Genomic DNA, 22,168 nt, shown 5'->3' with positions numbered 1-22,168 from the left:
GGGCATGGTCGCACAGAGACGCCGGGGGGACCAAACATGGACGGCACCAGCACCGAAGACACACCCGACTGGGGCCCCTTTGGCCGCCCGTTGTTTGACGACCCCAAGGCCCGCGCGCTTAGCCGCGTCGGTGTCATCGACGTGGGATCAAACTCCGTCCGTTTGGTGATTTTCGACGGGGCCGCACGGTCCCCTGCCTATTTTTACAACGAAAAGATCATGGCGGGGCTGGGTGCAGGCATGGCCGAAACGGGCCGTTTGAACCCCGAAGGCCGCATGCGCGCCCTGTCCGCGATCCGCCGTTTTGTGGCCATTGCCGAAGGTCTGGGCATCGGCCCGCTGACCGCCGTGGCCACCGCCGCCGTGCGTGAAGCCGAGGACGGGCCCGATTTTCGCGCCGATGTGTTGCGCGAAACGGGCCTGAAAATCTGGGTGATTGACGGCCAAGAGGAGGCGCGTCTGTCCGCCCAAGGTGTGTTGTTGGGCTGGCCCGGCAGCTACGGGTTGGTCTGCGACATTGGCGGATCCTCACTGGAACTGGCCGATCTGGCCGAAGGCCGCGTGGGCCGCCGCGTGACCTCTGCCTTGGGTCCTCTCAAACTGCGGGAGATCAAATCAAAGAAAGACCGCCACGCCTATATCAAGGAAACGGTCAAAGACCTGTTTGCCCAGATGAACGAAGTCACCGGCCAGCGCCTGTTTCTGGTGGGAGGATCATGGCGCGCCATTGCGCGGATCGATATGGAACGGCGCGGCTATCCGATGACCGTGCTGCACGAATACCGCATGACGCCCGCGCGCATTATCAAGACGATGAAATACATCGAAGCATCCGACCTTCAGGATCTGCGCGCCCGGTGTGGCATTTCCGACAGTCGCATGTCGCTGGTCCCCTACGCAGTGCGTGTCTTGCGTGAGGTCATTGGCCGGTTCAAACCCAAAGACATCACCATTTCAAGCTACGGGATCCGCGAGGGGATGCTCTACGAACAAATGCCGCAAGAACTGCGCGAACGGGACCCTCTGATCGAAGCCTGCCGGTTTGCCGAGGCCAAGGACGCCCGCCTCCCGGGCTTTGGCCGCACGCTCTACCATTTCGTTATGCCCTTGTTTGGACGCGCAAATTTTCAACGCAAACGTCTGATCCGCGCGGCGTGCCTCCTCCATGACGTCAGCTGGCGCGCCCATCCCGACTACCGCCACGAAGTCGTTTTTGACAACGCCACACGTGCGAACCTTGGCGGATTGAAACACTCCGAACGGGTGTTCCTCGGAATTGCATTGCTACACCGCTATTCCAACAAACGCGAAGGATCGCGGTTTGAAGAACTCTTTAGCCTCATTGATGAGGCCGACCAAAAACGCGCCGAAATATTGGGGCGTGCTATGCGGTTGGGTGCGATGTTGTGGATGAAGGCCGACGAACAGGCCGCCACGCTGAAATATTCCGCCAAAGCGGGCACGCTTGAATTGGTCCTGCAAGAGGCCGCAGCCCCCCTGTTTGGTGAAGTCGCCCAATCGCGGTTCGACGCGCTGGCCAGCGCCATCGGCGCGACAGGGTCCGTGCGCGTCAAAGGCAAACGCCGCCCCAAGATCGAAGACTAAAGATCGATCGGCGCGTTGTCCGGCGGCGTGAATTCGGGCGCATCAGGGCTGCGGCGGATGATGATGTCCCCGTTGGGCAGGATTTCCGGCACTTCATAATAGCGCACGCTGTCCAACTGGCGCATCAGGTCCATCAAGGCCGGTCCCATTTCGGTGGCCAACAGCTCCAACGCCGGTTCCAATTCCTGCGCCATCCCGGCGAAGTCATCAATCGCGGGCTCCACCTCGGACATGAGCCCCCGAAACAACAGCTTCGCGCCCTCCTCCATCAGGGAAAACCCCTCATCAATATCGCCCTCCTCCTGCGCTGTGACAGGCAATGGCAGGGCAAGGCAAAGGCTTAGAACGATATGTTTCATGGGTCTAATATAGGGGCCCAAGGCCAAAATCCCAAATCACGCATCAATTGTCATGACGACAGGAAAATGATCAGAGGCTGTTAGCAGCGCATCCATCAGGGGTTTGTCGGCAAAACACGCGGGATGATCAAAGGGATGCAGGATCGTCCAATCCGCCCCCATGTCGGCCACGTCTTGCGACACCATGATATAATCCAACAGCGCCGACAAATATCGACCGTGGGGCGGCAGTTTGAACCTTGCGGTCGTGGGGGCGACCCCCAGCCTGCGCGACAGGGCCATCTGCGCATGGGGATCAAACAGCTGCGCGCCGGCACCCTCCCCCAAAACAATCTCAACCCCTGACCGACCAAAAAGCTTTTCAAATTCGTCCAAGCCCGGCCCATCGTTGAAATCACCCATCACGATCATCCGGTCCCCGACGTCCAGATGCGCCTCAATGCGGCGGCGCAGCCAGATGCATTGGGCCAGTTGTTTGCGACGGTTGGCGATGGAAATGCGCAGGGCATCGGCGTCGCTTTTGGCGCCATGTGGCGCTTTGGATTTGGCGTGAACCCCGATGAGCCGGAATGCCGCCCCGTCTTTGTGTGTGACGGCCAATTCAAGCGGCGGCTTGGACCAACGGATCACTTCCGCCTCCGCATCGGTGTCCAGATCCATCTCAAGCGTGGTATCAAATTGCGGCGCACCAAGGGTCTGCGGATCGTGGGTCGCGGTTAGAACGTCCGGATCATAGAGAAACAAAATCTCCTGCTGGGTCTGGTTCACAAAGCCGATCACCGCCTTGCGCGCGCGCAGGCCAAACCGCGCGGCGAACCCTTCCAATGCAGCGGCCCCGTCACGGCGGGCGTGTGCGTCAGGGCCTTCGATCACCATGATCCCATCAGCATCCATCGCGCCAAACACATGGCCAAGCGCGGCTGTCTGCTGGGCGCGGGTCACATCGCGGCGGCCTGACCACCGGTCATCGTCGTACAACCGCCCGTCGTCATCAAAGAGGTTGGAAAACCATTCGACATTGTAGGTCGCCAGCTTCATGCGGCGCGCTCACTGATGTCTTCCCACGCGCGGTTGATCGCGATCATGCGCTTTTGTGCCAGCTTCACCGCTTCTTCCGGCACGCCACGGGCAATCATCTGGTCAGGGTGGGTTTCACGCACCAACTGCCGCCACGCTTTGCGAATTTCGTCACGGGACGCATCGGGAGAGACCCCCAAAACGTCATAAGGATCACGCGTCGCGTCGGGGACAAATTGCGCGCGCAGCCGTTTGAAACGCGCCTCCCCCAGCCCCAGAATGTCGGCCACCCGTTCCAGAAAGGCATCCTCATTGGGGTGATAGACCCCGTCAGCCAAGGCGATGTGAAACAGCCCCTCCATCAGATCGCACAGCGGGGCCGTATCATCATCGCCGTACATCGCCTTGATTTTGCGGGCGTAATCTTCAAACCCCGCCACGTCCTGACGGGCAAGGTTGAACAACCGTCCGGTGTTTTTCTCCTCACCTTCGGGGATCACGAACACTTCACGGAAAGCCGCGACTTCGTCCTTGGTGACCTGCCCGTCGGCTTTGGCCATCTTGGCGCCCAAGGCGATGACTGCAATGGCAAAGGCCACCGACCTCTCGGGCGGCGTGCGCAGCTTGGCAAAGACATCCGACAGGCTGTCGCCAGCGGCAAGGGACGACAAAGCGTCGGTGATGCGGGTCCAGATCGACATAGGCTAACCTTAGCCAATCCCGCGCCAGATGTCAGAGCCGTTTTTGCAGCAAAACAAGATCAAGCCATCGCCCGTCCCTGCGCCCGACTTCTGGCATCCGCGCGACGGGGTCGAATCCCAGCCGTTCGTGAAAGGCAATCGCGTGCGGGTTGTCGCCGCTGACGCCCGCCACAAGCACATGGATTTCCGCCGCGCGGGCATGATCCATCGCAGCGTTCATCAACGCCTGACCCGCGCCTTGGCCCTGCGCCGCAGGGCCCACAAGGACGGTATGTTCCGCCGTATGCACATATACCGGCCCGCCACGGAACGCCCCATAGGTCACAAAACCCACGACATGACCGTCCTGTTCGGCCACAAAAAAACAGCCGCGCGTGGCAATCATGTCTGCGATCTCGTCCACAGTTTTCGGGACGGGGTTAAACGTCATCGGGGTGTTCAGGACAGCCGGCGTCCAAAGCCCCTCAATCACCGATGCGTCGGCAAGAGCGGCGGGCCGGATCATCACAGCGTCACCACCCCCAAGGGCGTTTGCATCATCGCGGACAGGGACACGGTTGCGGCGGGTTCAAACACCACGCGCGGGTCAGACAATGCTGGCGCCAGTTCAGACGCGAGGCCCTCTGCCTGCGGATGGCGGATCGTCAGACGTTGCAAGGCACAGCCCGACGCGGGTAGGCTTTGGCCCGGCGGCGTGTCTGTGTGCCAACGCAAAACGGTGGGGAACCCTCCGCCCATGGGCAGACTGCCATCCTCCGGCGCGCCCATATCCCAGCGCAAATCGCCCCGTGCCATAGGCACCGCGCGCATCCCGTGGCGCAGCCATGCATCGAAATCCGCAGGCTCGCAAATCCAGTTTGCCAGCCGTGGGGGCCCGCTGAACCTGTCCAGCCCAAACCAACGCGGGCCGTGAGATGTGGCATCCGGATCAACGGCAATCACTTCAAGATACAACCCGTCTTTGAGACCCAAGAGCCGATTGTGGGTGCCAAACCGCGCATGTTTGCCACCCGGCAAGAAGGTCACGCCCAGCTTGCCCTCAGCCCAGGCCACGCCCTCCTCAAGGGTTTCAGCCGCAATGGCGAGATGATCCAACCGCATGGATTACGTCCGCGTCTCGCGGATCAAACGCAGGATATCACGCGCAGCTTCGGGGATGTTGGTGCCCGGACCAAAGATGGCCTTCACACCGGATTTTTTCAGGAAATTATAGTCTTGCTGAGGGATAACCCCGCCGCAAATCACCAGAATGTCCTCCGCATCGGCAGCCTTCAACGCCTCGATCAGCTTGGGCGCCAAGGTCTTGTGCCCCGCCGCTTGGGACGAAATGCCGATGACGTGGACATCGTTGTCCACCGCATCCTGTGCTGCCTCCTCGGGCGTTTGGAACAGCGGGCCCACGTCCACGTCAAAGCCGATATCGGCAAAGGCCGTGGCGATGACTTTGGCGCCGCGGTCATGACCGTCCTGCCCCATTTTGACGACCAACATACGCGGACGGCGGCCTTCTTCTTCGGCGAACGCCTCCACATCTTTTTGGATCGCGGCGAAGCCTTCGTCGCCCTCATAGGCGGCACCATAAACGCCTGCCAATGTCTTCACTTCGGCGCGGTGACGTCCGAAAACCTTTTCCATGGCCATGCTGATTTCTCCCACGGTTGCACGGGTACGGGCGGCCTCGACGGCGGCCTCTAACAGGTTGCCGCCCTCATTTGCGCGGCGTTCCACCTCGGCCAGGGCGGCGTCGCAGGCGGCTTGGTCGCGGCCGGTGCGGATGGTGTCAAGGCGCGCCACTTGGGCGTCGCGGACAGCCACGTTGTCCACATCCAGAATGTCGATGGGGTCTTCTTTGTCCAAGCGGTACTTGTTGACGCCCACGATCACCTCATCGCCGCGGTCGATCATCGCCTGCCGTTTGGCCGCCGATTCCTCGATCCGCAGTTTGGGCATGCCGGAGGCCACGGCCTTTGTCATGCCGCCCATCTCCTCAACCTCTTCGATGATTTTCCACGCCGCATCCGCCAGATCAGCGGTGAGTTTTTCGACATAGTATGATCCTGCCAGCGGATCGACCACATTGGTCACGCCGGTTTCTTCCTGCAAAATCAACTGCGTATTGCGTGCGATGCGGGCGGCGAACTCTGTGGGTAGGGCAATCGCCTCGTCCAGTGCGTTGGTGTGCAACGACTGCGTGCCGCCCAAGACGGCGGCCAGCGCTTCGTAGGCTGTGCGCACGACGTTGTTGTAGGGGTCCTGTTCCTGCAAGGACACGCCGGAGGTCTGGCAGTGGGTGCGCAACATGCTGGATTTTTCGGACTTAGGATCAAATTCCGACATGATCCGCGACCATAGCAGACGGGCCGCGCGCAGTTTGGCGGCCTCCATGAAGAAATTCATCCCGATGGCGAAGAAAAACGACAAACGCGGCGCGAATTTGTCGACGTCCATGCCCCGCGCAATGGCCGTGCGGACATATTCGCGCCCGTCGGCCAAGGTAAAGGCCAGCTCCTGCACAAGGTTCGCGCCCGCCTCTTGCATGTGGTAGCCCGAGATGGAGATCGAGTTGAATTTTGGCATCTCATTGGCCGTATATTCAATGATGTCAGCCACCAGCCGCATCGACGGCTCAGGTGGGTAGACATAGGTGTTGCGCACCATGAATTCCTTGAGGATGTCGTTCTGGATGGTGCCGGACAACACGCTGCGGTCATGGCCCTGTTCCTCACCTGCGACGATGAAACTGGCAAGGATCGGGATGACCGCGCCGTTCATGGTCATCGACACGCTGACCTTATCTAGCGGGATGCCATCAAAAAGGATTTTCATATCCTCAACGCTGTCGATGGCCACACCGGCCTTGCCCACGTCGCCCACCACGCGTGGGTGGTCACTGTCGTAGCCGCGGTGCGTGGCCAGATCAAAGGCGACAGACACGCCCTGTTGGCCTGCGGCCAGTGCCTTGCGGTAAAAGGCGTTTGAGGCTTCCGCAGTGGAGAACCCCGCATACTGCCGGATCGTCCAAGGCCGTCCAGCGTACATGGTGGATTTGACACCACGGGTGAACGGCGCCTCACCGGGCAATGTCCCCAGATGATCCAGATCCGCGACGTCTTCGGCGCTATAAACAGGCTGTACATCAATGCCTTCGATGGTCTTCCATGTCAGATCATCCAAGGAGCGGCCGCGCAATTCAGCCTGTGCGCGGTCTTTCCAGTCGTTCTTCGATCCCATCGGTTTGTCCTTTCAAAAGCGTGACCACCTCAGGTGCCGCGCGTGTTTCATCCGTTGCCCTGTCAGGCATCGTCGCAGGCGTTATTCGCCCGTCGACATAGCGGGCAAGACCTTCGCCCCCCGCTTTGAGCCACGAAAGATCGCGGCGATACTCTGCCCGCAAAACCGCGCGCTGATGTTCATCAAACGGCATCCAACGCCGGTGATCTGCTCCTGCCCCGCCATCCAGACGGCGTTCACCGCGCAGGGTCAAAAGCGTATTCAATTCGCCTATATTCGGACTTTGACCGAGGATTTTGAACGCGTTCGGCAAGGACGTCGATGACCCGTCGCAAAAGGCATCCAGAACGGACGCCGGATGATCGGCAAACCGTTCAAACGGGTACACAAACAGATCTGCCTGGGGAAACACGGACGCAATGTCACGGATCACCTGGCGCCAACGGCGCGGCTGTGTGGTCAATAAATCCAGATCATCGACAGTGGGTTTTGCGCCACCACGTTGCAAACAGTAGGCCAGAACGGACGCCCAGAAATCTTCATAGCTGCGGATGCCGATCCCGATGCGCAGGCTGTGCCCATCAAAGACAGGTTTAAACCGCAACAGCCGTTCGTACACCATGGGATAGACAGATTTGACTTTGATATTGTGGCGGCTTGACCCGATCAGATTTTCATCACTGATCAGCAGCTGGGACTGGCCCGCGCGCGCCAGTCTGGCAAATTCAAGCCGGATCCGCCCGACAGATCGCACCGCCCGCATTTCGTCTTGCAAGGTGATGTCTTCAGGATGACGGATCAATCCCCGCATCAATCCGTCGCGGGTGCGTTTAGGGGTCCAACAGGCCACACCCGCCTGCGCAAGTGCCGCCCGATTTGACCACAGGTACCCCTGAAACGTCGTAGAGGCGCATCTGTGCGCGCCGAGGTGCAAATTGATCATCATGAGCCGAGGCCTCCACCGTTGCGGGGGGATGTCACAACGGGCGTGTTGCGATTCCCTGCGCGGTAAATGCCCAGACAAGCTGACCATAAAGTTAAACGTAAAATTGTTCCTGTCTGCGGCCCAATTGCTCTTAGCCTTAGCCCCATTCGTCCCTATATCATATTCAAAGGGGAGCAGAATGATCCGAACACTTATCGCGGCCGCATCCATTGTCTTGGCAGGAACTGCCAGCGCACAACAGGCCGACACACCGGCGGGTTTGGCTGACATCTGGAATGCAGACCGATCAATGCCTGTGGATGCACAAGGCGTCACATTAACCGATCTGGAATGGCTGGCACGTCCGGTCATTGTCTTTGCCGACAGTCCCAACGACCCGCGCTTTCGCCAACAGCTTGAGCTTCTGGCTGAACGGCCCGACGATCTGGCCGAACGCGATGTCATCATCCTCACCGACACGGACCCTGATGCGCGCAGCGATTTGCGCACGCAGCTGCGGCCCCGTGGATTTATGTTGGTGATCATGGGCAAAGACGGGCAGGTCGAATTGCGCAAACCCGCGCCATGGGACGTGCGTGAAATTACCCGCACCATCGACAAAATGCCGCTGCGGCGGCAAGAAATCGAAGACAATCGCAACGCGGGTTGACCCATCATTCCGCCGCCTCATGGTTGGGTGTGGCGATGGACCCGTGGAGTGCCGACAGGTGGTCGCGGTAGCGTTGGGTCAGCAGGGCGCGTTCTTTCGCATCGAACAAAGGCCTGCGGCCTTGCGATGCTTCCAGACGGTTCACCCGCGCGTCCGGTAATGTGATTTTGTCCTCAGGCACCTCAAGCAGGCCTGCGCAGATGAAGGCCGCGTGGTCTTCAAGATCCTCTTGTTGCCAGACGTAAATTTCCACATCGGGCCAGACGGAGTAGACCTCTGCGATGATGTCGGTCCAGCCACGGTCACTGCCCAGCAAGGCCGCGCGGGCCCCATCGCGCGAGGGCGGCTCTTTACCCGCTTGCGGAATATAATGAAACGCCGAGGACCAGACGGAGCCATAGTCGCGCACGCCAAGCGCAACCCGTGTGGGGGTCTTGGGCAGCACCATATCATAGGCGCGTAGGCGGCGGGCGACATCGGGATAGAATACCCCATGGCCCATATTTGTGCGCATGGTGCCCATCAGGTTCTCTTCCGAGATCACAAGGTGGCGCACCCCGCGGGCGGCCTCGGCCTGCGCATCACCGTCCAGTTGTGCCTTAAGGCCGTCCAGAATGCGCGCGGCGGTTTTTGATGTCGGCGCCCCGCCAGGCTTCAGCGACCGTGGCACCGCCTGCCATCCCCCCATGGCGCGCAAATGACGCGGGTGCCAGACGGCCACCCCGCAGTCGGGATAATCCGCCACGCTTTGCGTGATCGCCTGCGCCACAAGGGTGGACCCCGTGCGATGCGCGCCGATATGAACGGTCAGATCCATCAGTGCCTATTCGAATTCCATGATGACATCATCGACCGACAGGCTGTCGCCTGCGCCTGCATTGATCTTGGTGACAGTGGCCTTCTTTTCGGCCCGCAGGATGTTTTCCATCTTCATGGCCTCAACCGTGCACAGCGCTTGGCCTTCTTGCACCTCATCGCCCACCTCAACATCGACCTTCACGATCAGGCCGGGCATAGGACACAGCAACAGCTTGGATGTGTCGGGTGGCAGTTTTTCCGGCATCAGCTGGGCCAGTTCCGCCTGCCGTGGCGTGCGCACATGGACCTTCACGTCCGCTCCGCGATAGCGGATGCGGAAGCCGCCTGACACTTTGCCGACCTTCATGACCATCGGCGCGCCGTCCACAGTGATCCGCGCCAAAGGCTGGCCCGGTGTCCAACCGCTTTCCACGCGCAAAACGCGATCGCCAATGGCCACGTTGGCCCCTTCGCGGTCGGCCTCGATCACCACCGGATGGCTGTCGCCCTGAAGGCTGACGACCCAATCCTTGCCCACATGCCGTTCGTGGTTGCCCATCCGCCCCGTGACCCGCGTGCGGCGGATTTCAGCGACACGGTGCATGGCCGCACAGGCCGCAGCAATGCGCGGTATGTCCGCGTCGGCCAAAGACACACCTTCGAACCCGTCGGGAAACTCTTCTTCGATAAAGGCGGTGGTCATATTGCCCGAGGTGAATTTTTCGTGGTCATACACAGCAGACAGGAAGGGAATGTTGTGGCCGATCCCCTCAACCTCAAAACTGTCGAGGGCCACGCGCATTTCCTCAATCGCGTCGGCACGGGTCGGTGCCCACGTACACAGCTTGGCGATCATCGGGTCATAATACATGGAGATTTCGCCCCCATCATAAACGCCCGTATCATTACGCACCGCATGGGTGCCCGCAGGTGCATCGCCTTGCCATTTGCCGTTCGTCAACAATGGCCCCGCGGCCACCTCCGCCGGCGGACGGTAGGTCGTCAAACGACCAATAGACGGCAGGAACCCGCGATAGGGGTCTTCGGCATAAAGACGGCTTTCCATGGCCCAGCCGGTCAAGGTGACGTCGTCTTGGGTCATGGCCAGTTTTTCGCCGTAGGCCACGCGGATCATCTGTTCAACCAGATCAACGCCGGTGATCAATTCGGTCACAGGGTGTTCCACCTGCAAGCGGGTATTCATCTCTAGGAAATAGAAGTTCCGGTCGCCATCGACGATGAATTCCACCGTACCGGCGCTGGAATATCCCACGGCCTTGGCCAAAGCGACCGATTGGTCGCCCATGGCCTTGCGCGTGGCCTCATCCAGAAACGGGCTGGGCGCTTCTTCGATGACCTTTTGGTTGCGGCGCTGGATCGAACATTCCCGTTCGCCCAGATAAATGCCGTTGCCGTGGCTGTCACACAGCACCTGAATTTCGATGTGGCGCGGCTGGGTCACGAATTTCTCGATGAACATGCGGTCGTCGCCAAAGCTGTTGGCCGCTTCGTTCTTGGACGCCTGAAATCCTTCGGCCACCTCGCCCTCATTCCACGCGATGCGCATGCCCTTACCGCCGCCTCCGGCGGAGGCTTTGAGCATCACCGGATAGCCGATTTCACCCGAAATCTTGATCGCCTCGGCTGCGTCCTCAATCAGACCCATGTGGCCGGGCACGGTGCTGACACCTGCATCCTGCGCGATCTTCTTCGACGTGATCTTGTCGCCCATCGCCTCAATCGCGCCCTTGGGCGGGCCAATAAACGCGACACCTGCGGCCTCTAGGGCCTCCGCGAACTTGGGGTTTTCGGACAGGAAGCCGTAACCGGGGTGTACTGCCTCAGCGCCCGTGGCCTTGATCGCCTCCATGATCTTGTCGATCACAATATAGGATTGGTTGGCCGGCGGCGGGCCGATGTGCACCGCCTCATCGGCCATTTGAACATGCAGCGCTTGGGCATCCGCATCGGAATAGACCGCGACCGTCTTGATCCCCATTTTGCGGGCCGTCTTGATGACGCGGCAGGCGATTTCGCCACGGTTGGCGATCAGGATTTTCTTGAACATTCTCTTCCCCTAGAAAGCAAAACCGCCGCGCTGGGTGTCCCCAGCACGGCGGTTCAAATAAGTATCGGTCGCGCCGAGGCGCGTGGTGTTAGTTACAAACGCCTGCGTCGTCGCAGAAGGCACCTGCAAGCGCGCCAACAGCGGCAGATGTGCCCACGTCGTTGCCTGTGGCTTCGCCGATGACAGCGCCCGCTGCAGCGCCACCCAAGGCGCGTTCAACGTCGTTGTCGCATGCCGCCACAAAGGCAACCGCCGCAAGTGCTGTGGTGAGTTTGAGGAATTTAGCCATGGTATTGGTCCTTTTCGAGAATGCAAAAAGGAAACGCCGGACCCATCCAAAGGTTCCGGCGTTCGCATTTTCTTAACGATAAAGGGCCCACGGCCCGCTGCAGCCTTACCGGCAGGCAGAGAAAACTTCGTCGCACAGCGCACCCGCAGCGCCGCCTGCGATGGCACCCGTAAGCGGGTCAACGCCCGTGACTTCCGCGACGACGGCGCCCGCCGCTGCGCCGGCCAAGCCGCGCTCAAGGTCATTCTCGAGGCACGCCGAAAGCGACGCAACCGCGGCGACGGCGAAAAGAATACGGAAAGATTGCATGAGGTACTGCCCTTATTTTGTTTTGTCTTATGGGCCGCAGAATCGGCTGTTTGCAGCCGTTTTTCAAGACATTTCTCAGCGTGATCGAAGGGGTGGCGGATTTGCCCGCACTCTGCCCGCAATAAGGATGTCGGTCCAGACCCAAAGGATCCGAACCGACGAGGGGAAGGGTAACGGTACTGACATTGTGGGCTGAAAGATTTGCTGAATACTTCGACCACACCTGGACTGTTGCACAGCGCATCTGACCTGTCATCGGCGCGGTTGCGCAGGGCGACAGGATCGGCCAATTCCCGCCAAACGTGTGTTTCTGTCGGCCAGAAATCGCCCACGTTACTGCCCCCCCGGCGCCCAGTCGGGGCGGAAAATATCGGGGAAATTGCGCTGGATCAGGTCGATATCCAACCGCAACAGGGCGTCGTAACTTTCCGGGTCAAATGGATCTTCGGCGGCGATGACCTCGCGGCCGAACACCCAGTTCAGACGGCCTGCGTCCAGATTGCCCCGCACGAACGGCTCCTCACCGAAGTGGGTCATCAAAGCCCAAAGAAACCCTTCGTCAGCCCGCCGATCCGCCGGACGGCGATCTGCATAGCGTTCGCGCGCATGCAGTTTCGGCGGCAGACCCTTTTTGACAGGGCGGCGGATGGTGAATTGAAAATCGGTGCTGGGAAGGCGGCTTGGAAATCCGCGGTGTTTTTCCATCACGCGGCCTCCTTTTCTGACAGGCGGCGCGATGGGGTTGGGACAGGCGCGGACGCCTGTCCCGATCGTGTGACAACCGGTTTAGTTGTACTTGCCAGTGAATACTGGCTCAACGGTAACCGGAACCGGGTCAACGACCACGAATTCTTCGACGTCACCTGCGTCGCTGCTGCCGCATGCGGCCGTGATGGCCAGCAATGAGACGGCCACAAAGCTCTTGATGCTCTTGGACATGTAAGTCTCCTGTCTCTGTTTTCCACACGAAGGTCGTCGGGCAACCGCCCGATTTCCCACGCCTTTTGAGGGTCGGTCACTTGGGTGTAACCTTGTGGAAAACTACGCGAAGGCTGAATCGAAAGATACGATGGCGTTTGTATCAGCGCAGTCTGTGACTCCCCTGCATCAAACGCCCTCTGAGATGAGCTTCGCGCCGCAAGATATTGTAGAGGCATCAAAATTCCTCCCAGATACAGGTGCCGTTTTCGGGGCGGAAAATCTCGAAAAACTGCAAAACATCCGAGTTGTCTTCGCCAAAAGGAATGTCTTGCGCCGACATCGACAGCACAATCTGCGCAGGCGTCAGTCCGTTTTGGTCCAAAACGGGCACCACCTGTTCATCACACAGCGCCTGAAAATCGGGAAAGACCGTCAGATAATCAAATCCATCTCCGATCTGTGGCGTGAGGAACCGAAACCGCACCAATAATCCGTCTTGTTCAGAAATGAATTCAAGAAACGACAAGGGCTGACCCGAAGGCACAGCAATGGCCTGCGCACTGACGGCGTAGGTTCCAAAAAGACAAGTTGCTACCGCTGAAGCCGCGGTCCGACGCAGGTTAAAGTGGGATATTGTCATGTTTCTTCCACGGCATCTGCTGCTGTTTGCCACGCAGGCCCGCAAAGGCGCGACACAGCCGCTTGCGCGTGTTGCGCGGCATGATGACCTCATCGACGAAACCGCGTTCGGCGGCCACAAAGGGATTGGCGAAGCGGTCTTCGTAGTCCTTTGTGTGCGCTGCGGTCTTTTCCGGATCGTCCAGATCCTTACGGTGCAAAATCTCTGTCGCGCCCTTGGCACCCATCACCGCGATCTCGGACGTGGGCCAAGCGTAGTTGATATCCCCGCGCATGTGTTTGGACGACATGACAACATAGGCCCCGCCAAAGGCTTTGCGTGTGATCACCGTGACCTTCGGCACCGTCGCTTCACCATAGGCAAAAAGAAGTTTCGCCCCGTGTTTGATCACACCGTTATATTCCTGCGTTGTCCCGGGCAGAAAACCGGGCACGTCCACAAGGCTGAGGATCGGGATTTCGAACGCATCGCAGAACCGCACAAAGCGCGCGGCCTTACGGGCGCTGTCGATGTCAAGAACGCCAGCCAAAACCATGGGCTGGTTGGCCACAACGCCCACCGTTTGCCCCTCAAGCCGGATGAAACCAGTCAGGATATTGCCCGCGAAATCCTCCTGAATTTCGTAGAAATCGCCCTCGTCCGCGATCTTGTGGATCAATTCCTTCATATCATAGGGCTGGTTGGGATTGTCCGGGATCAGCGTATCTAAGCTGCCTTCGACCCGGTCAACATCATCAAAGAACGGCCGCACGGGTGGTTTTTGGCGGTTGTTGAGGGGCAGAAAATCGACCAGCCGGCGACATTCGGCCAGCGCCTCGACGTCATTTTCAAAGGCACCATCGGCCACGGAGGACTTACGCGTGTGGGTCGTGGCCCCGCCCAATTCCTCTGCTGTGACCTGTTCGTTCGTGACGGTCTTAACCACGTCCGGACCGGTCACAAACATGTATGAGCTGTCCTTCACCATACAGATAAAGTCCGTCATCGCAGGGGACTAAACTGCACCCCCCGCACAGGGGCCCATGATCAGGCTGATCTGCGGGACAACACCGGACGCCATGATGTTGCGCTGAAACACCTCACCATATCCGGCCAGTGAATCGACGCCTTCCTGAATGCGCGCGCCGCCGCTGTCGTTGATCCCGATCACTGGCGCGCCGTTTTGCATCGCCATATCCATGATCTTACAAATCTTGGCCGCATGGGTGGCAGAAACGGACCCGCCAAGAACCGTAAAGTCTTGGGAATACACATAAACCTGACGACCGTTGATCGTACCCCAACCGGTGATCACACCATCCCCCGCAGGTTTTGACGCCTCCATCCCGAAGTCCGTGCAGCGGTGCGTCACGAAGGTATCGAACTCCTCAAAGCTGCCCTCATCGACCAGCAATTCAACCCGTTCCCGCGCCGTAAGCTTGCCCTTGGCGTGCTGAGCATCAATGCGTTTTTGCCCACCACCCAGACGGGCCGCAGCACGTCGCTCTTCGAGTTCCTGAAGGATATCGGTCATCATTTCACCCCTGTTGGTTTGCCCCAAACTAACGACATTGCCCGACCGATCCGAGTCCCAATTGCCTCTTTCGATCGCAAATTTGCAAATATTCCGATTAAACAGAACTCAAAACTGCATAATTGCAAATAGTACGGAACGGGCCAGCAGCCCCATTTAGCGTTGGACGCCTCATGGTTGTGGACCTACCTTGGGACAATGACTGACACCAGCACGACACGGGTCCCGTCCCGGTTTCTCGACAAAACAACGCCACCGCATATCGCCACCCTCATCATGATGGCCGGCGTCGGTGCCTTGTCATTGAACGTCTTTTTGCCGTCGTTGCCCTCAATGGCGGCGCATTTCGGTGTGGACTACAGTCTGATGCAGCTGTCGGTGTCGCTTTATCTTGCGATGACGGCCGTGGTGCAGATCATCATCGGCCCGATTTCAGACCGATACGGGCGGCGGCCCATCGTCATCGTTTGCGTGTCCCTGTTCATTTTGATGAGCCTTGGGGCCATTTTCGCGCCCACTTTCGCCGTCTTTCTGATCTGTCGCCTATTGCAAACCTCCATCGCCACAGGCTTCGCCATGAGCCGCGCGATCGTGCGCGATATGGTGCCCCAGGATCAGGCGGCATCGATGATTGGCTACGTCACAATGGGCATGTCGATCGTGCCGATGTTGGGGCCGGTTGCGGGCGGCGCGCTGGATCAATGGTTTGGCTGGCAGGCGTCGTTCTGGATGCTGGCGGGTGGCGGCATGGTGTTGTTAATTATGGTCATTTTCGACCAAGGGGAGACTTTTGTCCGCCGCGAGGGCGGTTTTCGCGCGCAGGTTCGTGAATACCCTGCCCTGCTGACATCCCAACGGTTCTGGGGCTATTGCCTCGCCGCTGCCTTCGCCTCGGGTGCGTTTTTCGCATACTTGGGCGGCGCGCCCTTTGTGGGCACAGATGTGTTCAACATGGACCCGGCGGAGCTTGGCCTTTACTTCGGCGCGCCCGCCATCGGCTATCTGATCGGCAACGGGCTGTCGGGGCGGTATTCCGTTCGTGTCGGCGTCAATTCGATGGTCTTGGGCGGGGCGATGATCACCGTGGCAGGCATGGTGATATTGCTCATCTGTGATCTGATCGGATGGCAACATCCGGCTGTTTTCTTCGGCTTTATGATCTTTATTGGGCTGGGCAACGGGATCCTGCTGCCCAACGCAAACGCGGGCATGCTGTCCGTGCGCCCCCACCTTGCGGGGTCGGCTGCCGGACTGGGCGGTGCGTTCATGATCGGGGGCGGCGCGGCCCTGTCTGCCATCGCCAGCTTTATCCTTGCGCCGGGCACGGGCGCCTTGCCATTGATCATCCTGATGCTGCTGACGACCATTGCATCGGTGGCCTGCGCCCTGTGGGTCATCATCCGCGCACGCGCCGTCGCGGGCTAGACGGACGGGTTTGCAAAGTCTATTCCCAACTTAGCAAGGGGGCAGACCATGGCACCACAAAAACTCTATGCAGGAGCAAAACTGCGCGAACTGCGCGGTCGTATCGGCGTGACACAAAAAGAGTTCGCCGAAAAGTTGGGGGTGTCCCTGCCCTACCTCAACCAGATGGAAAACAACAACCGGCCCGTGTCCACCACGGTCGTGTTGTCCTTGGCGCAGGAATTCGGCTTTGACGTAACCGAACTTCAATCGGGCGACGAAGCGCGCCTTGTGGGCGACATGAGGGAGGCCTTGGCCGACCCCATATTCAGCGGCACCCCGCCCCCGTTAACAGACTTGCGCCTTGCTGCGTCAAACGCGCCTGCCCTTGCACGGGCCTTTCTGGAACTGCACACGGCCTACCGCCAAACCCATGAACGGCTGTCATCCTTGGACGAAGCTTTGGGCCGCGAAGACAGCCGCCTGCAACCCAGCCCGTGGGAGGAAGTCCGCGATTTCTTTCACTATTGTGACAACTACATCGACGCGGTTGATCGCTCCGCCGAACGGTTCGCGGCACAGGCCGCAGGCGACATTGAGGCCGCTGCCCGCGCGGCCTTGACCGAGGTCGGCGTGCGCACAACGCTGAGCGATGACAGCACGATCCGCCACTATGATCCGGACACCAAAACCCTGCGTCTGTCGCGCACGGCGGCCCCCGCAACGCAGCGGTTTCAACTGCTGCTGCAAGTGGCCCTGATCAAACACGACCCGTTGCTTGAGGCGACGCTAGACCTCGCACGGTTCCAATCCCCTCAAGCGCGCAGCATCGCAAAAGTGGGATTGGCGAACTATTTTGCAGGGGCGGCCCTCATGCCGTATGTTGAATTTCTGCAAGCCGCCCAGACCGACCGACATGATCTGGAACGGCTGTCAGACCGGTTCGGCGCATCGCTGGAACAGGTCGCACACCGTCTCTCGACGATGCAACGCCCCGGCGCAAAGGGCATTCCATTCTTTTTCGTGCGCGTCGATCCGGCGGGCACGATCACCAAACGACATTCCGCCACCACGTTGCAATTTGCCCGATTTGGCGGCGCCTGCCCGTTGTGGAACGTGCATGGTGCCTTTGAAACACCCGGTCGATGGCTGCGGCAATTGGCCGAAACGCCCGACGGCATCCGGTACTTTTGTTTGGCCCGCGACGTCAGCAAACCGGGCGGCGCATGGGGTATTCCCACACGGCGCTATGCCATTGGGCTGGGCTGCGAAGTCAAACACGCCCGTGCCTTGGTCTATGCAGATCACCTGTCCTTTGATGATGCCGCCGCATTTGAACCCATCGGCATTTCGTGCCGCATTTGTGAACGTCAAAACTGCCCTCACCGGTCGGTTCCACCGCTGGAACGCCAACTTCGCGTAGACCCAAACGAACGCGGCATGCTACCGTATCAAGTAGATTAAACGGGGGGCTATCTATGGAACTTGAAGGCACACGGATCATCGGGGCAGATCGTGCAACTATCTGGGATCATTTAAACAATCCCGAAACCCTCAAAGCTTGCATCCCCGGGTGTGAGGAATTGACCGGATCGCCAGACGACGGGTTTGAAGCCGTCGTCAAACAAAAGGTCGGTCCCGTGAAAGCAACGTTCAAAGGGGCCGTCACCCTTGAAGACGTGAACGCGCCAAACAGTTACCGTCTGGTCGGCGAAGGGAAAGGCGGCGTTGCGGGTTTTGCCAAAGGGGCGGCGGATGTGACCTTGACAGACACAGACGGCGGCACCGAATTGACCTATCATGTCGATGCGAAAGTCGGCGGAAAGCTCGCGCAGCTTGGCAACAGAATTGTCGGCGGCTTTGCCAAGAAAATGGCCGATCAGTTCTTTGAAAACTTTCAGTCCGTTGTTGAAACGGGTGAGGTTTAGTTTCGCGCCGCGCGCCATCCGGCAGCTTGGGCTTCGGCCTCTGAACAAAACCAACGTTCACCGCGCCCTTCGTTGATCCGCGTCGCCGCATAGTCGCGGTTGTGCGGCATATGATAGATCTGCCCAGACCCCGAGATGTTGCCTTTGATAATGCAGTCGCCAGATGGTGTTTGCCCGCGCTGTTCAGCCCTGAAGGCAGACGGGGATTGCATCTGTCCTGCCCAAATTCCCACGCCACGCACCTGCGCGCCCTTTTCGGTCAAATCATAGTCCATTGAATAGCGGCGGTAGGCCTCGGCCCAGCCTTCGGCCACGATATCGTCGCCAATATCACGTCCGTCCACATAGCATTTTGCAACATTGCGACCGTATTGATCCACGTCGATAACGTCGCAAATTGCACTTTTCCCATCATACCGCGCATGGACACGTTCACTCACGAAAGCGCCGCATGGCCAAGCGCGCCCCTGTCGGTCTTCGCAGGTTTGGTCATGTTCGGGGGCATCAATCCCGTGCAGCCGTACTGTCTGATCGCCCACACGGATGGTATCCCCATCCACAACACGCACCGTGCCATCAAGATCAGCCAAGGCGGGAGACGCCAGCACAAGCAAAAGAGAACAAAACCGGATCATTCCCTTAACTAAGGCTTAACACTCCGCCGACACAAGGGAGAAATAAACAAATGCTTAACGCTGCTCTGTCTGCCAGTTGGGGTGTATCCACGGTTCATCATTGCTCGGCGGCAAAGGTGTCTTGCCCAACACATGATCGGCAATCTTTTCCCCGACCATGATCGATGGCGCATTCAGATTACCATTTGTAATCCTTGGGAAAATCGAACTGTCAGCGACCCTCAATCCCTCCACACCGATGACACGACCCAGCGGGTCGACCACCGCCAATGGATCGTCCGCGCGCCCCATTTTGCACGTGCCACAGGGGTGATAGGCGCTTTCAACATGTTCACGGATCACGTCGTCCAACGCGCCATCGGACTGCGCCTGCTCACCGGGGATCAGTTCGCCGTCGCGGTAGGGTTCGAATGCGTCTTGGCCAAAAATCTCACGCGTGAGGCGGATGCATTTGCGAAAATCGACCCAATCGCTTTCTTGCGACATGTAATTGAAGAAAATGCGCGGATCGGCCTTTGGATCGGCGGATTTGAGGGTGATTTCACCACGGGATTCCGACCGCATCGGGCCGACGTGGGCCTGAAATCCTTCCGCCGCCCCGACACCGTCATAGCGGACAGCCAGCGGCAGGAAATGATACTGAATGTCGGGATATTCAACACCCGCACGGGACCGGATGAACCCGCAGGCCTCAAATTGATTGGACGCGCCGACGCCGGTTTTGGCAAACAGCCACTGCGCCCCGACCCATGCTTTTCCCAGCAAAGACCAATACTTATACAGTGAATGACGTCCCTTCCCCGCCATCTGAACATAAAGTTCCAGATGGTCCTGCAGGTTCTGACCAACACCCGGACGATCCGCCCCGACGTCAATCCCATGCTCTGCCAATTGCGCCGCCGGTCCGATGCCTGACAACATCAGCAGCTTTGGCGAATTGATCGCGGAGGCCGCAAGGATCACCTCGGCCCGCGCTTCGATCACCCGACCGTCCGTCAATTCAACGCCCGTGGCGCGCCCATCGGTCATGACGACCCGCGCGGCGAAGCCTTCGACGATGTCGCACCGCCCCGTCGCTTGCGCTGGCCGCAAATAGGCAGAGGCCGCAGACCAGCGTTTGCCCTTCCAGATGGTTGCGTCAAACGGGCCAAAGCCTTCTTGCTGTTGGCCGTTGTAATCATTGGTTAATTCGTAACCGGCCTGACCGCCCGCTTTGATCCACGCCTGCGTCAACGGGTTGTCACCGGGCCCGCGCGTCACGTGCAACGGGCCGCCTTTGCCACGCCAATCCGGATCGCCCCCGCGCCCGCCGTCGTGCCAATCTTCGAGCCGTTTGTAGTAGGGCAACACATCCGCATAGGCCCAACCGTCCGCTCCGCTGTCAGCCCAATGATCGAAATCGCGCGCATGGCCGCGCACATAGATCATCCCGTTGATCGACGATGATCCACCAATGACCTTACCGCGCGGGCACACCAATTTGCGCCCGCCCAAATGCGGCTCTGGTTCCGTCTGATAGCCCCAGTCGTACCGTTTCATGTTCATTGGGTAAGACAAAGCGCCCGGCATGTTGATGAGAGGCCCCACATCGGTGCCGCCTGTTTCAATCACCAAGACAGATTTGCCCGCCTCGGCCAGACGGTAGGCCATGGCACAACCGGCACTGCCCGCACCAACGACGACGTAGTCGGCCTGCATCAGAACGGGGCCTCCACCGGGGTCATCGCCACATAGACCGACTTCATTTCGCTGTAGTGATCAACGGCGTTTTTCGAATTTTCACGGCCCACACCGGACAGTTTAGACCCGCCGAAGGGCGCCTCGACCGGCGCCAGATTATAAGTGTTGATGTAGCAGGTTCCGGCCTCGAATCCCGCGACCATCCGGTGGGCGCGGGACAGGTCATTGGTAAACACACCGGCGGCAAGGCCAAAGTCCGTCTCATTGGCGCGTGCCAGAACCTCGTCCTCATCCTCAAAATCCAGGACCGATAGGACGGGGCCGAAAATCTCTTCGCGTGCGATGGTCATAGTGTCTGTAACGTCTGCAAAAACAGTGGGTTGAAGGAAGTAACCACGCGTTCCTTCGCGTTCGCCACCGCAGACCAGACGGGCACCTTCATCAACGCCCTTGGCGATAAAGCCCTGCACGATCTCAAGCTGCTTGGCATTCACGAGCGGGCCGAAATTAACACTTTCGTCCAAAGGGTCGCCCATTTTGACGTGGGCCAAACGTTCGCTCAACCGCTTGAGAAACGCCTCTTTGATGCCCTTTTGAACGAAGACCCGCGTGCCGTTGGAACACACCTGACCGGAGCTGTAGAAATTGCCCAGAATGGCCCCCCCGACCGCGTCCTCAAGGTTGGCGTCGTCAAAGATCACCAAGGGCGATTTGCCGCCCAATTCCATGGTCACGTGGCGAATGCCCTCAGCCGCGGCGGCGTAGACTTTGCGGCCTGTGGGCACGGATCCGGTGAGCGACACTTTGGCCACGCGCGGATCAGTGATGAGGGCATGGCCCACCTCTCCCATGCCTTGCACGACGTTGTAGATACCCGCGGGCGCACCCGCTTCATGCAGGATTTCGGCCACTTTCAACGCGCAGAGTGGGGTTGTTTCCGAGGGCTTGAACACCATCGCATTGCCGCAGGCCAGCGCCGGTGCGCCCTTCCATGCAGCGATCTGCGTGGGGTAATTCCACGCACCAATGCCCACGCACACGCCCAAGGCTTCGCGGCGGGTGTAGACGAAATCCTCACCCAGCTGGACATGCTCCCCCGTCAGGCTGCCTGCGATTCCACCAAAGTATTCAAGGGCATCGGCGGCAGATGTCGCATCCGCGACGAGTGTTTCTTGCAAAGGTTTGCCCGTGTCATTGGTTTCCAACACACTCAGGTCATGGTTGCGTTCGCGGATCATATCTGCGGCTTTACGCAACACGCGGCCCCGCTCTGTGCCGGTCATCTTGGCCCACGCCACCTGCGCCCGTTTGGCAGCGGCCAAGGCTTTTTCGATGATGGCCGGTGTCGCGGCATAGACCCGCGCGATTTCTTCCTCGGAGACAGGACAGATCACAGGGATGGGCGTGCCTGTGGTGTCTTCGACATAGGCGCCATCAATGAAGTGGCTGGCGGTCGGTTGAATATCGTAAGCCAT

The 22,168-nt window shown here is 59.4% G+C and carries 22 protein-coding genes and 1 pseudogene; 5 read left to right on the top strand and 18 right to left on the bottom strand.

Annotation, left to right across the window (positions count from 1 at the left end; all coding sequences use genetic code 11):
- Positions 1 to 36: 36 nt before the first annotated feature.
- Entirely contained in the window at positions 37 to 1,605 is a 1,569-nt protein-coding gene (locus ACTG36_RS08240) for a Ppx/GppA family phosphatase (RefSeq protein ID WP_439141981.1), read from the top strand.
- Here the strand turns inward: ACTG36_RS08240 and ACTG36_RS08235 are convergent.
- Genes ACTG36_RS08235 through ACTG36_RS08205 form a run of 7 tightly spaced genes read right to left on the bottom strand, consistent with a single transcriptional unit; the run spans position 1,602 to position 7,724 of the window.
- Positions 1,602 to 1,964 (bottom strand): hypothetical protein, encoded by a 363-nt coding sequence (locus ACTG36_RS08235; protein WP_375282184.1) that lies wholly within the window; start codon positions 1,962 to 1,964, stop codon positions 1,602 to 1,604. The genes ACTG36_RS08240 and ACTG36_RS08235 overlap by 4 nt on opposite strands.
- A 36-nt stretch (positions 1,965 to 2,000) precedes the next feature.
- Positions 2,001 to 3,002: an endonuclease/exonuclease/phosphatase family protein gene (locus ACTG36_RS08230; RefSeq protein WP_375282183.1), complete on the bottom strand. Its 1,002-nt coding sequence runs from the start codon at positions 3,000 to 3,002 to the stop codon at positions 2,001 to 2,003.
- Positions 2,999 to 3,682, bottom strand: coding sequence for a TerB family tellurite resistance protein (locus ACTG36_RS08225; protein ID WP_375282182.1), 684 nt, complete (start codon positions 3,680 to 3,682; stop codon positions 2,999 to 3,001). The genes ACTG36_RS08230 and ACTG36_RS08225 overlap by 4 nt, the downstream gene beginning before the upstream one ends.
- Before the next feature lie 31 nt (positions 3,683 to 3,713).
- Positions 3,714 to 4,187 (bottom strand): GNAT family N-acetyltransferase, encoded by a 474-nt coding sequence (locus tag ACTG36_RS08220; RefSeq protein ID WP_439141978.1) that lies wholly within the window; start codon positions 4,185 to 4,187, stop codon positions 3,714 to 3,716.
- Positions 4,187 to 4,783, bottom strand: a complete 597-nt coding sequence (locus ACTG36_RS08215) for a VOC family protein (RefSeq protein WP_375282180.1) — start codon at positions 4,781 to 4,783, stop codon at positions 4,187 to 4,189. Before ACTG36_RS08215 ends, ACTG36_RS08220 begins: the two co-directional genes overlap by 1 nt.
- 3 nt (positions 4,784 to 4,786) lie before the next feature.
- A complete protein-coding gene (gene scpA / locus ACTG36_RS08210; RefSeq protein ID WP_439141975.1) occupies positions 4,787 to 6,913 on the bottom strand; it encodes a methylmalonyl-CoA mutase in 2,127 nt (708 codons plus the stop codon).
- On the bottom strand, positions 6,873 to 7,724 hold the full coding sequence (locus tag ACTG36_RS08205) for a hypothetical protein (RefSeq protein WP_375282178.1): 852 nt from the start codon (positions 7,722 to 7,724) through the stop codon (positions 6,873 to 6,875). The genes scpA and ACTG36_RS08205 overlap by 41 nt, the downstream gene beginning before the upstream one ends.
- 313 nt (positions 7,725 to 8,037) lie before the next feature.
- Between ACTG36_RS08205 and ACTG36_RS08200 the strand changes: the two genes are divergently transcribed.
- Entirely contained in the window at positions 8,038 to 8,508 is a 471-nt protein-coding gene (locus tag ACTG36_RS08200) for a DUF4174 domain-containing protein (protein ID WP_375282177.1), read from the top strand.
- 4 nt (positions 8,509 to 8,512) lie between these two features.
- Here ACTG36_RS08200 and ACTG36_RS08195 read toward each other — a convergent pair whose 3' ends face one another.
- The 8 genes and pseudogenes from ACTG36_RS08195 to ACTG36_RS08160 form a co-directional block, all read right to left on the bottom strand.
- A complete protein-coding gene (locus ACTG36_RS08195; protein ID WP_375282176.1) occupies positions 8,513 to 9,325 on the bottom strand; it encodes a hypothetical protein in 813 nt (270 codons plus the stop codon).
- A gap of 6 nt (positions 9,326 to 9,331) precedes the next feature.
- Positions 9,332 to 11,374 (bottom strand): biotin carboxylase N-terminal domain-containing protein, encoded by a 2,043-nt coding sequence (locus ACTG36_RS08190; protein ID WP_439141973.1) that lies wholly within the window; start codon positions 11,372 to 11,374, stop codon positions 9,332 to 9,334.
- Positions 11,375 to 11,462: 88 nt separating this feature from the next.
- Entirely contained in the window at positions 11,463 to 11,663 is a 201-nt protein-coding gene (locus ACTG36_RS08185) for a YMGG-like glycine zipper-containing protein (RefSeq protein WP_375282314.1), read from the bottom strand.
- A gap of 105 nt (positions 11,664 to 11,768) precedes the next feature.
- Positions 11,769 to 11,972 carry a hypothetical protein gene (locus ACTG36_RS08180; protein WP_375282315.1) on the bottom strand — a complete coding sequence of 68 codons (204 nt, stop codon included), beginning with the start codon at positions 11,970 to 11,972 and terminating at the stop codon, positions 11,769 to 11,771.
- Positions 11,973 to 12,305: 333 nt separating this feature from the next.
- Positions 12,306 to 12,677, bottom strand: coding sequence for a hypothetical protein (locus tag ACTG36_RS08175; protein WP_375282316.1), 372 nt, complete (start codon positions 12,675 to 12,677; stop codon positions 12,306 to 12,308).
- An 81-nt stretch (positions 12,678 to 12,758) separates the two neighbouring features.
- Positions 12,759 to 12,911: a hypothetical protein gene (locus tag ACTG36_RS08170; protein WP_375282317.1), complete on the bottom strand. Its 153-nt coding sequence runs from the start codon at positions 12,909 to 12,911 to the stop codon at positions 12,759 to 12,761.
- Between the two features lie 217 nt (positions 12,912 to 13,128).
- Positions 13,129 to 13,533: a DUF6497 family protein gene (locus tag ACTG36_RS08165; RefSeq protein ID WP_439141970.1), complete on the bottom strand. Its 405-nt coding sequence runs from the start codon at positions 13,531 to 13,533 to the stop codon at positions 13,129 to 13,131.
- A pseudogene (locus ACTG36_RS08160) lies at positions 13,514 to 15,046 on the bottom strand (acyl-CoA carboxylase subunit beta). The gene ACTG36_RS08165 and the pseudogene ACTG36_RS08160 overlap by 20 nt, the downstream one beginning before the upstream one ends.
- Positions 15,047 to 15,244: 198 nt before the next feature.
- Between ACTG36_RS08160 and ACTG36_RS08155 the strand changes: the two are divergent.
- From ACTG36_RS08155 to ACTG36_RS08145, 3 genes are read left to right on the top strand one after another with little or no spacing between them, the layout of a single operon-like run.
- Positions 15,245 to 16,471 (top strand): multidrug effflux MFS transporter, encoded by a 1,227-nt coding sequence (locus ACTG36_RS08155; RefSeq protein ID WP_375282248.1) that lies wholly within the window; start codon positions 15,245 to 15,247, stop codon positions 16,469 to 16,471.
- A gap of 48 nt (positions 16,472 to 16,519) precedes the next feature.
- The gene (locus ACTG36_RS08150; RefSeq protein WP_375282249.1) at positions 16,520 to 17,914 is read left to right on the top strand and encodes a helix-turn-helix domain-containing protein; all 1,395 of its coding nucleotides are present in this window, start codon (positions 16,520 to 16,522) and stop codon (positions 17,912 to 17,914) included.
- A 14-nt stretch (positions 17,915 to 17,928) separates the two neighbouring features.
- A complete protein-coding gene (locus ACTG36_RS08145; protein ID WP_375282250.1) occupies positions 17,929 to 18,378 on the top strand; it encodes a CoxG family protein in 450 nt (149 codons plus the stop codon).
- Here ACTG36_RS08145 and ACTG36_RS08140 read toward each other — a convergent pair.
- The 3 genes from ACTG36_RS08140 to betB are packed head-to-tail and all read right to left on the bottom strand — an operon-like array spanning position 18,375 to position 22,168.
- On the bottom strand, positions 18,375 to 19,013 hold the full coding sequence (locus tag ACTG36_RS08140) for a thermonuclease family protein (RefSeq protein WP_375282251.1): 639 nt from the start codon (positions 19,011 to 19,013) through the stop codon (positions 18,375 to 18,377). The genes ACTG36_RS08145 and ACTG36_RS08140 overlap by 4 nt on opposite strands.
- A 54-nt stretch (positions 19,014 to 19,067) precedes the next feature.
- Positions 19,068 to 20,711, bottom strand: coding sequence for a choline dehydrogenase (betA, locus tag ACTG36_RS08135; RefSeq protein ID WP_375282252.1), 1,644 nt, complete (start codon positions 20,709 to 20,711; stop codon positions 19,068 to 19,070).
- The gene (gene betB / locus ACTG36_RS08130; RefSeq protein ID WP_439141966.1) at positions 20,711 to 22,168 is read right to left on the bottom strand and encodes a betaine-aldehyde dehydrogenase; all 1,458 of its coding nucleotides are present in this window, start codon (positions 22,166 to 22,168) and stop codon (positions 20,711 to 20,713) included. Before betB ends, betA begins: the two co-directional genes overlap by 1 nt.

This window comes from Pseudooctadecabacter sp., from assembly GCF_965657175.1.
GTDB lineage: Bacteria > Pseudomonadota > Alphaproteobacteria > Rhodobacterales > Rhodobacteraceae > Octadecabacter.
The sequence above is the reverse complement of the archived record's forward strand: the minus strand, read 5'-3'. Positions and strand labels throughout refer to the sequence as shown.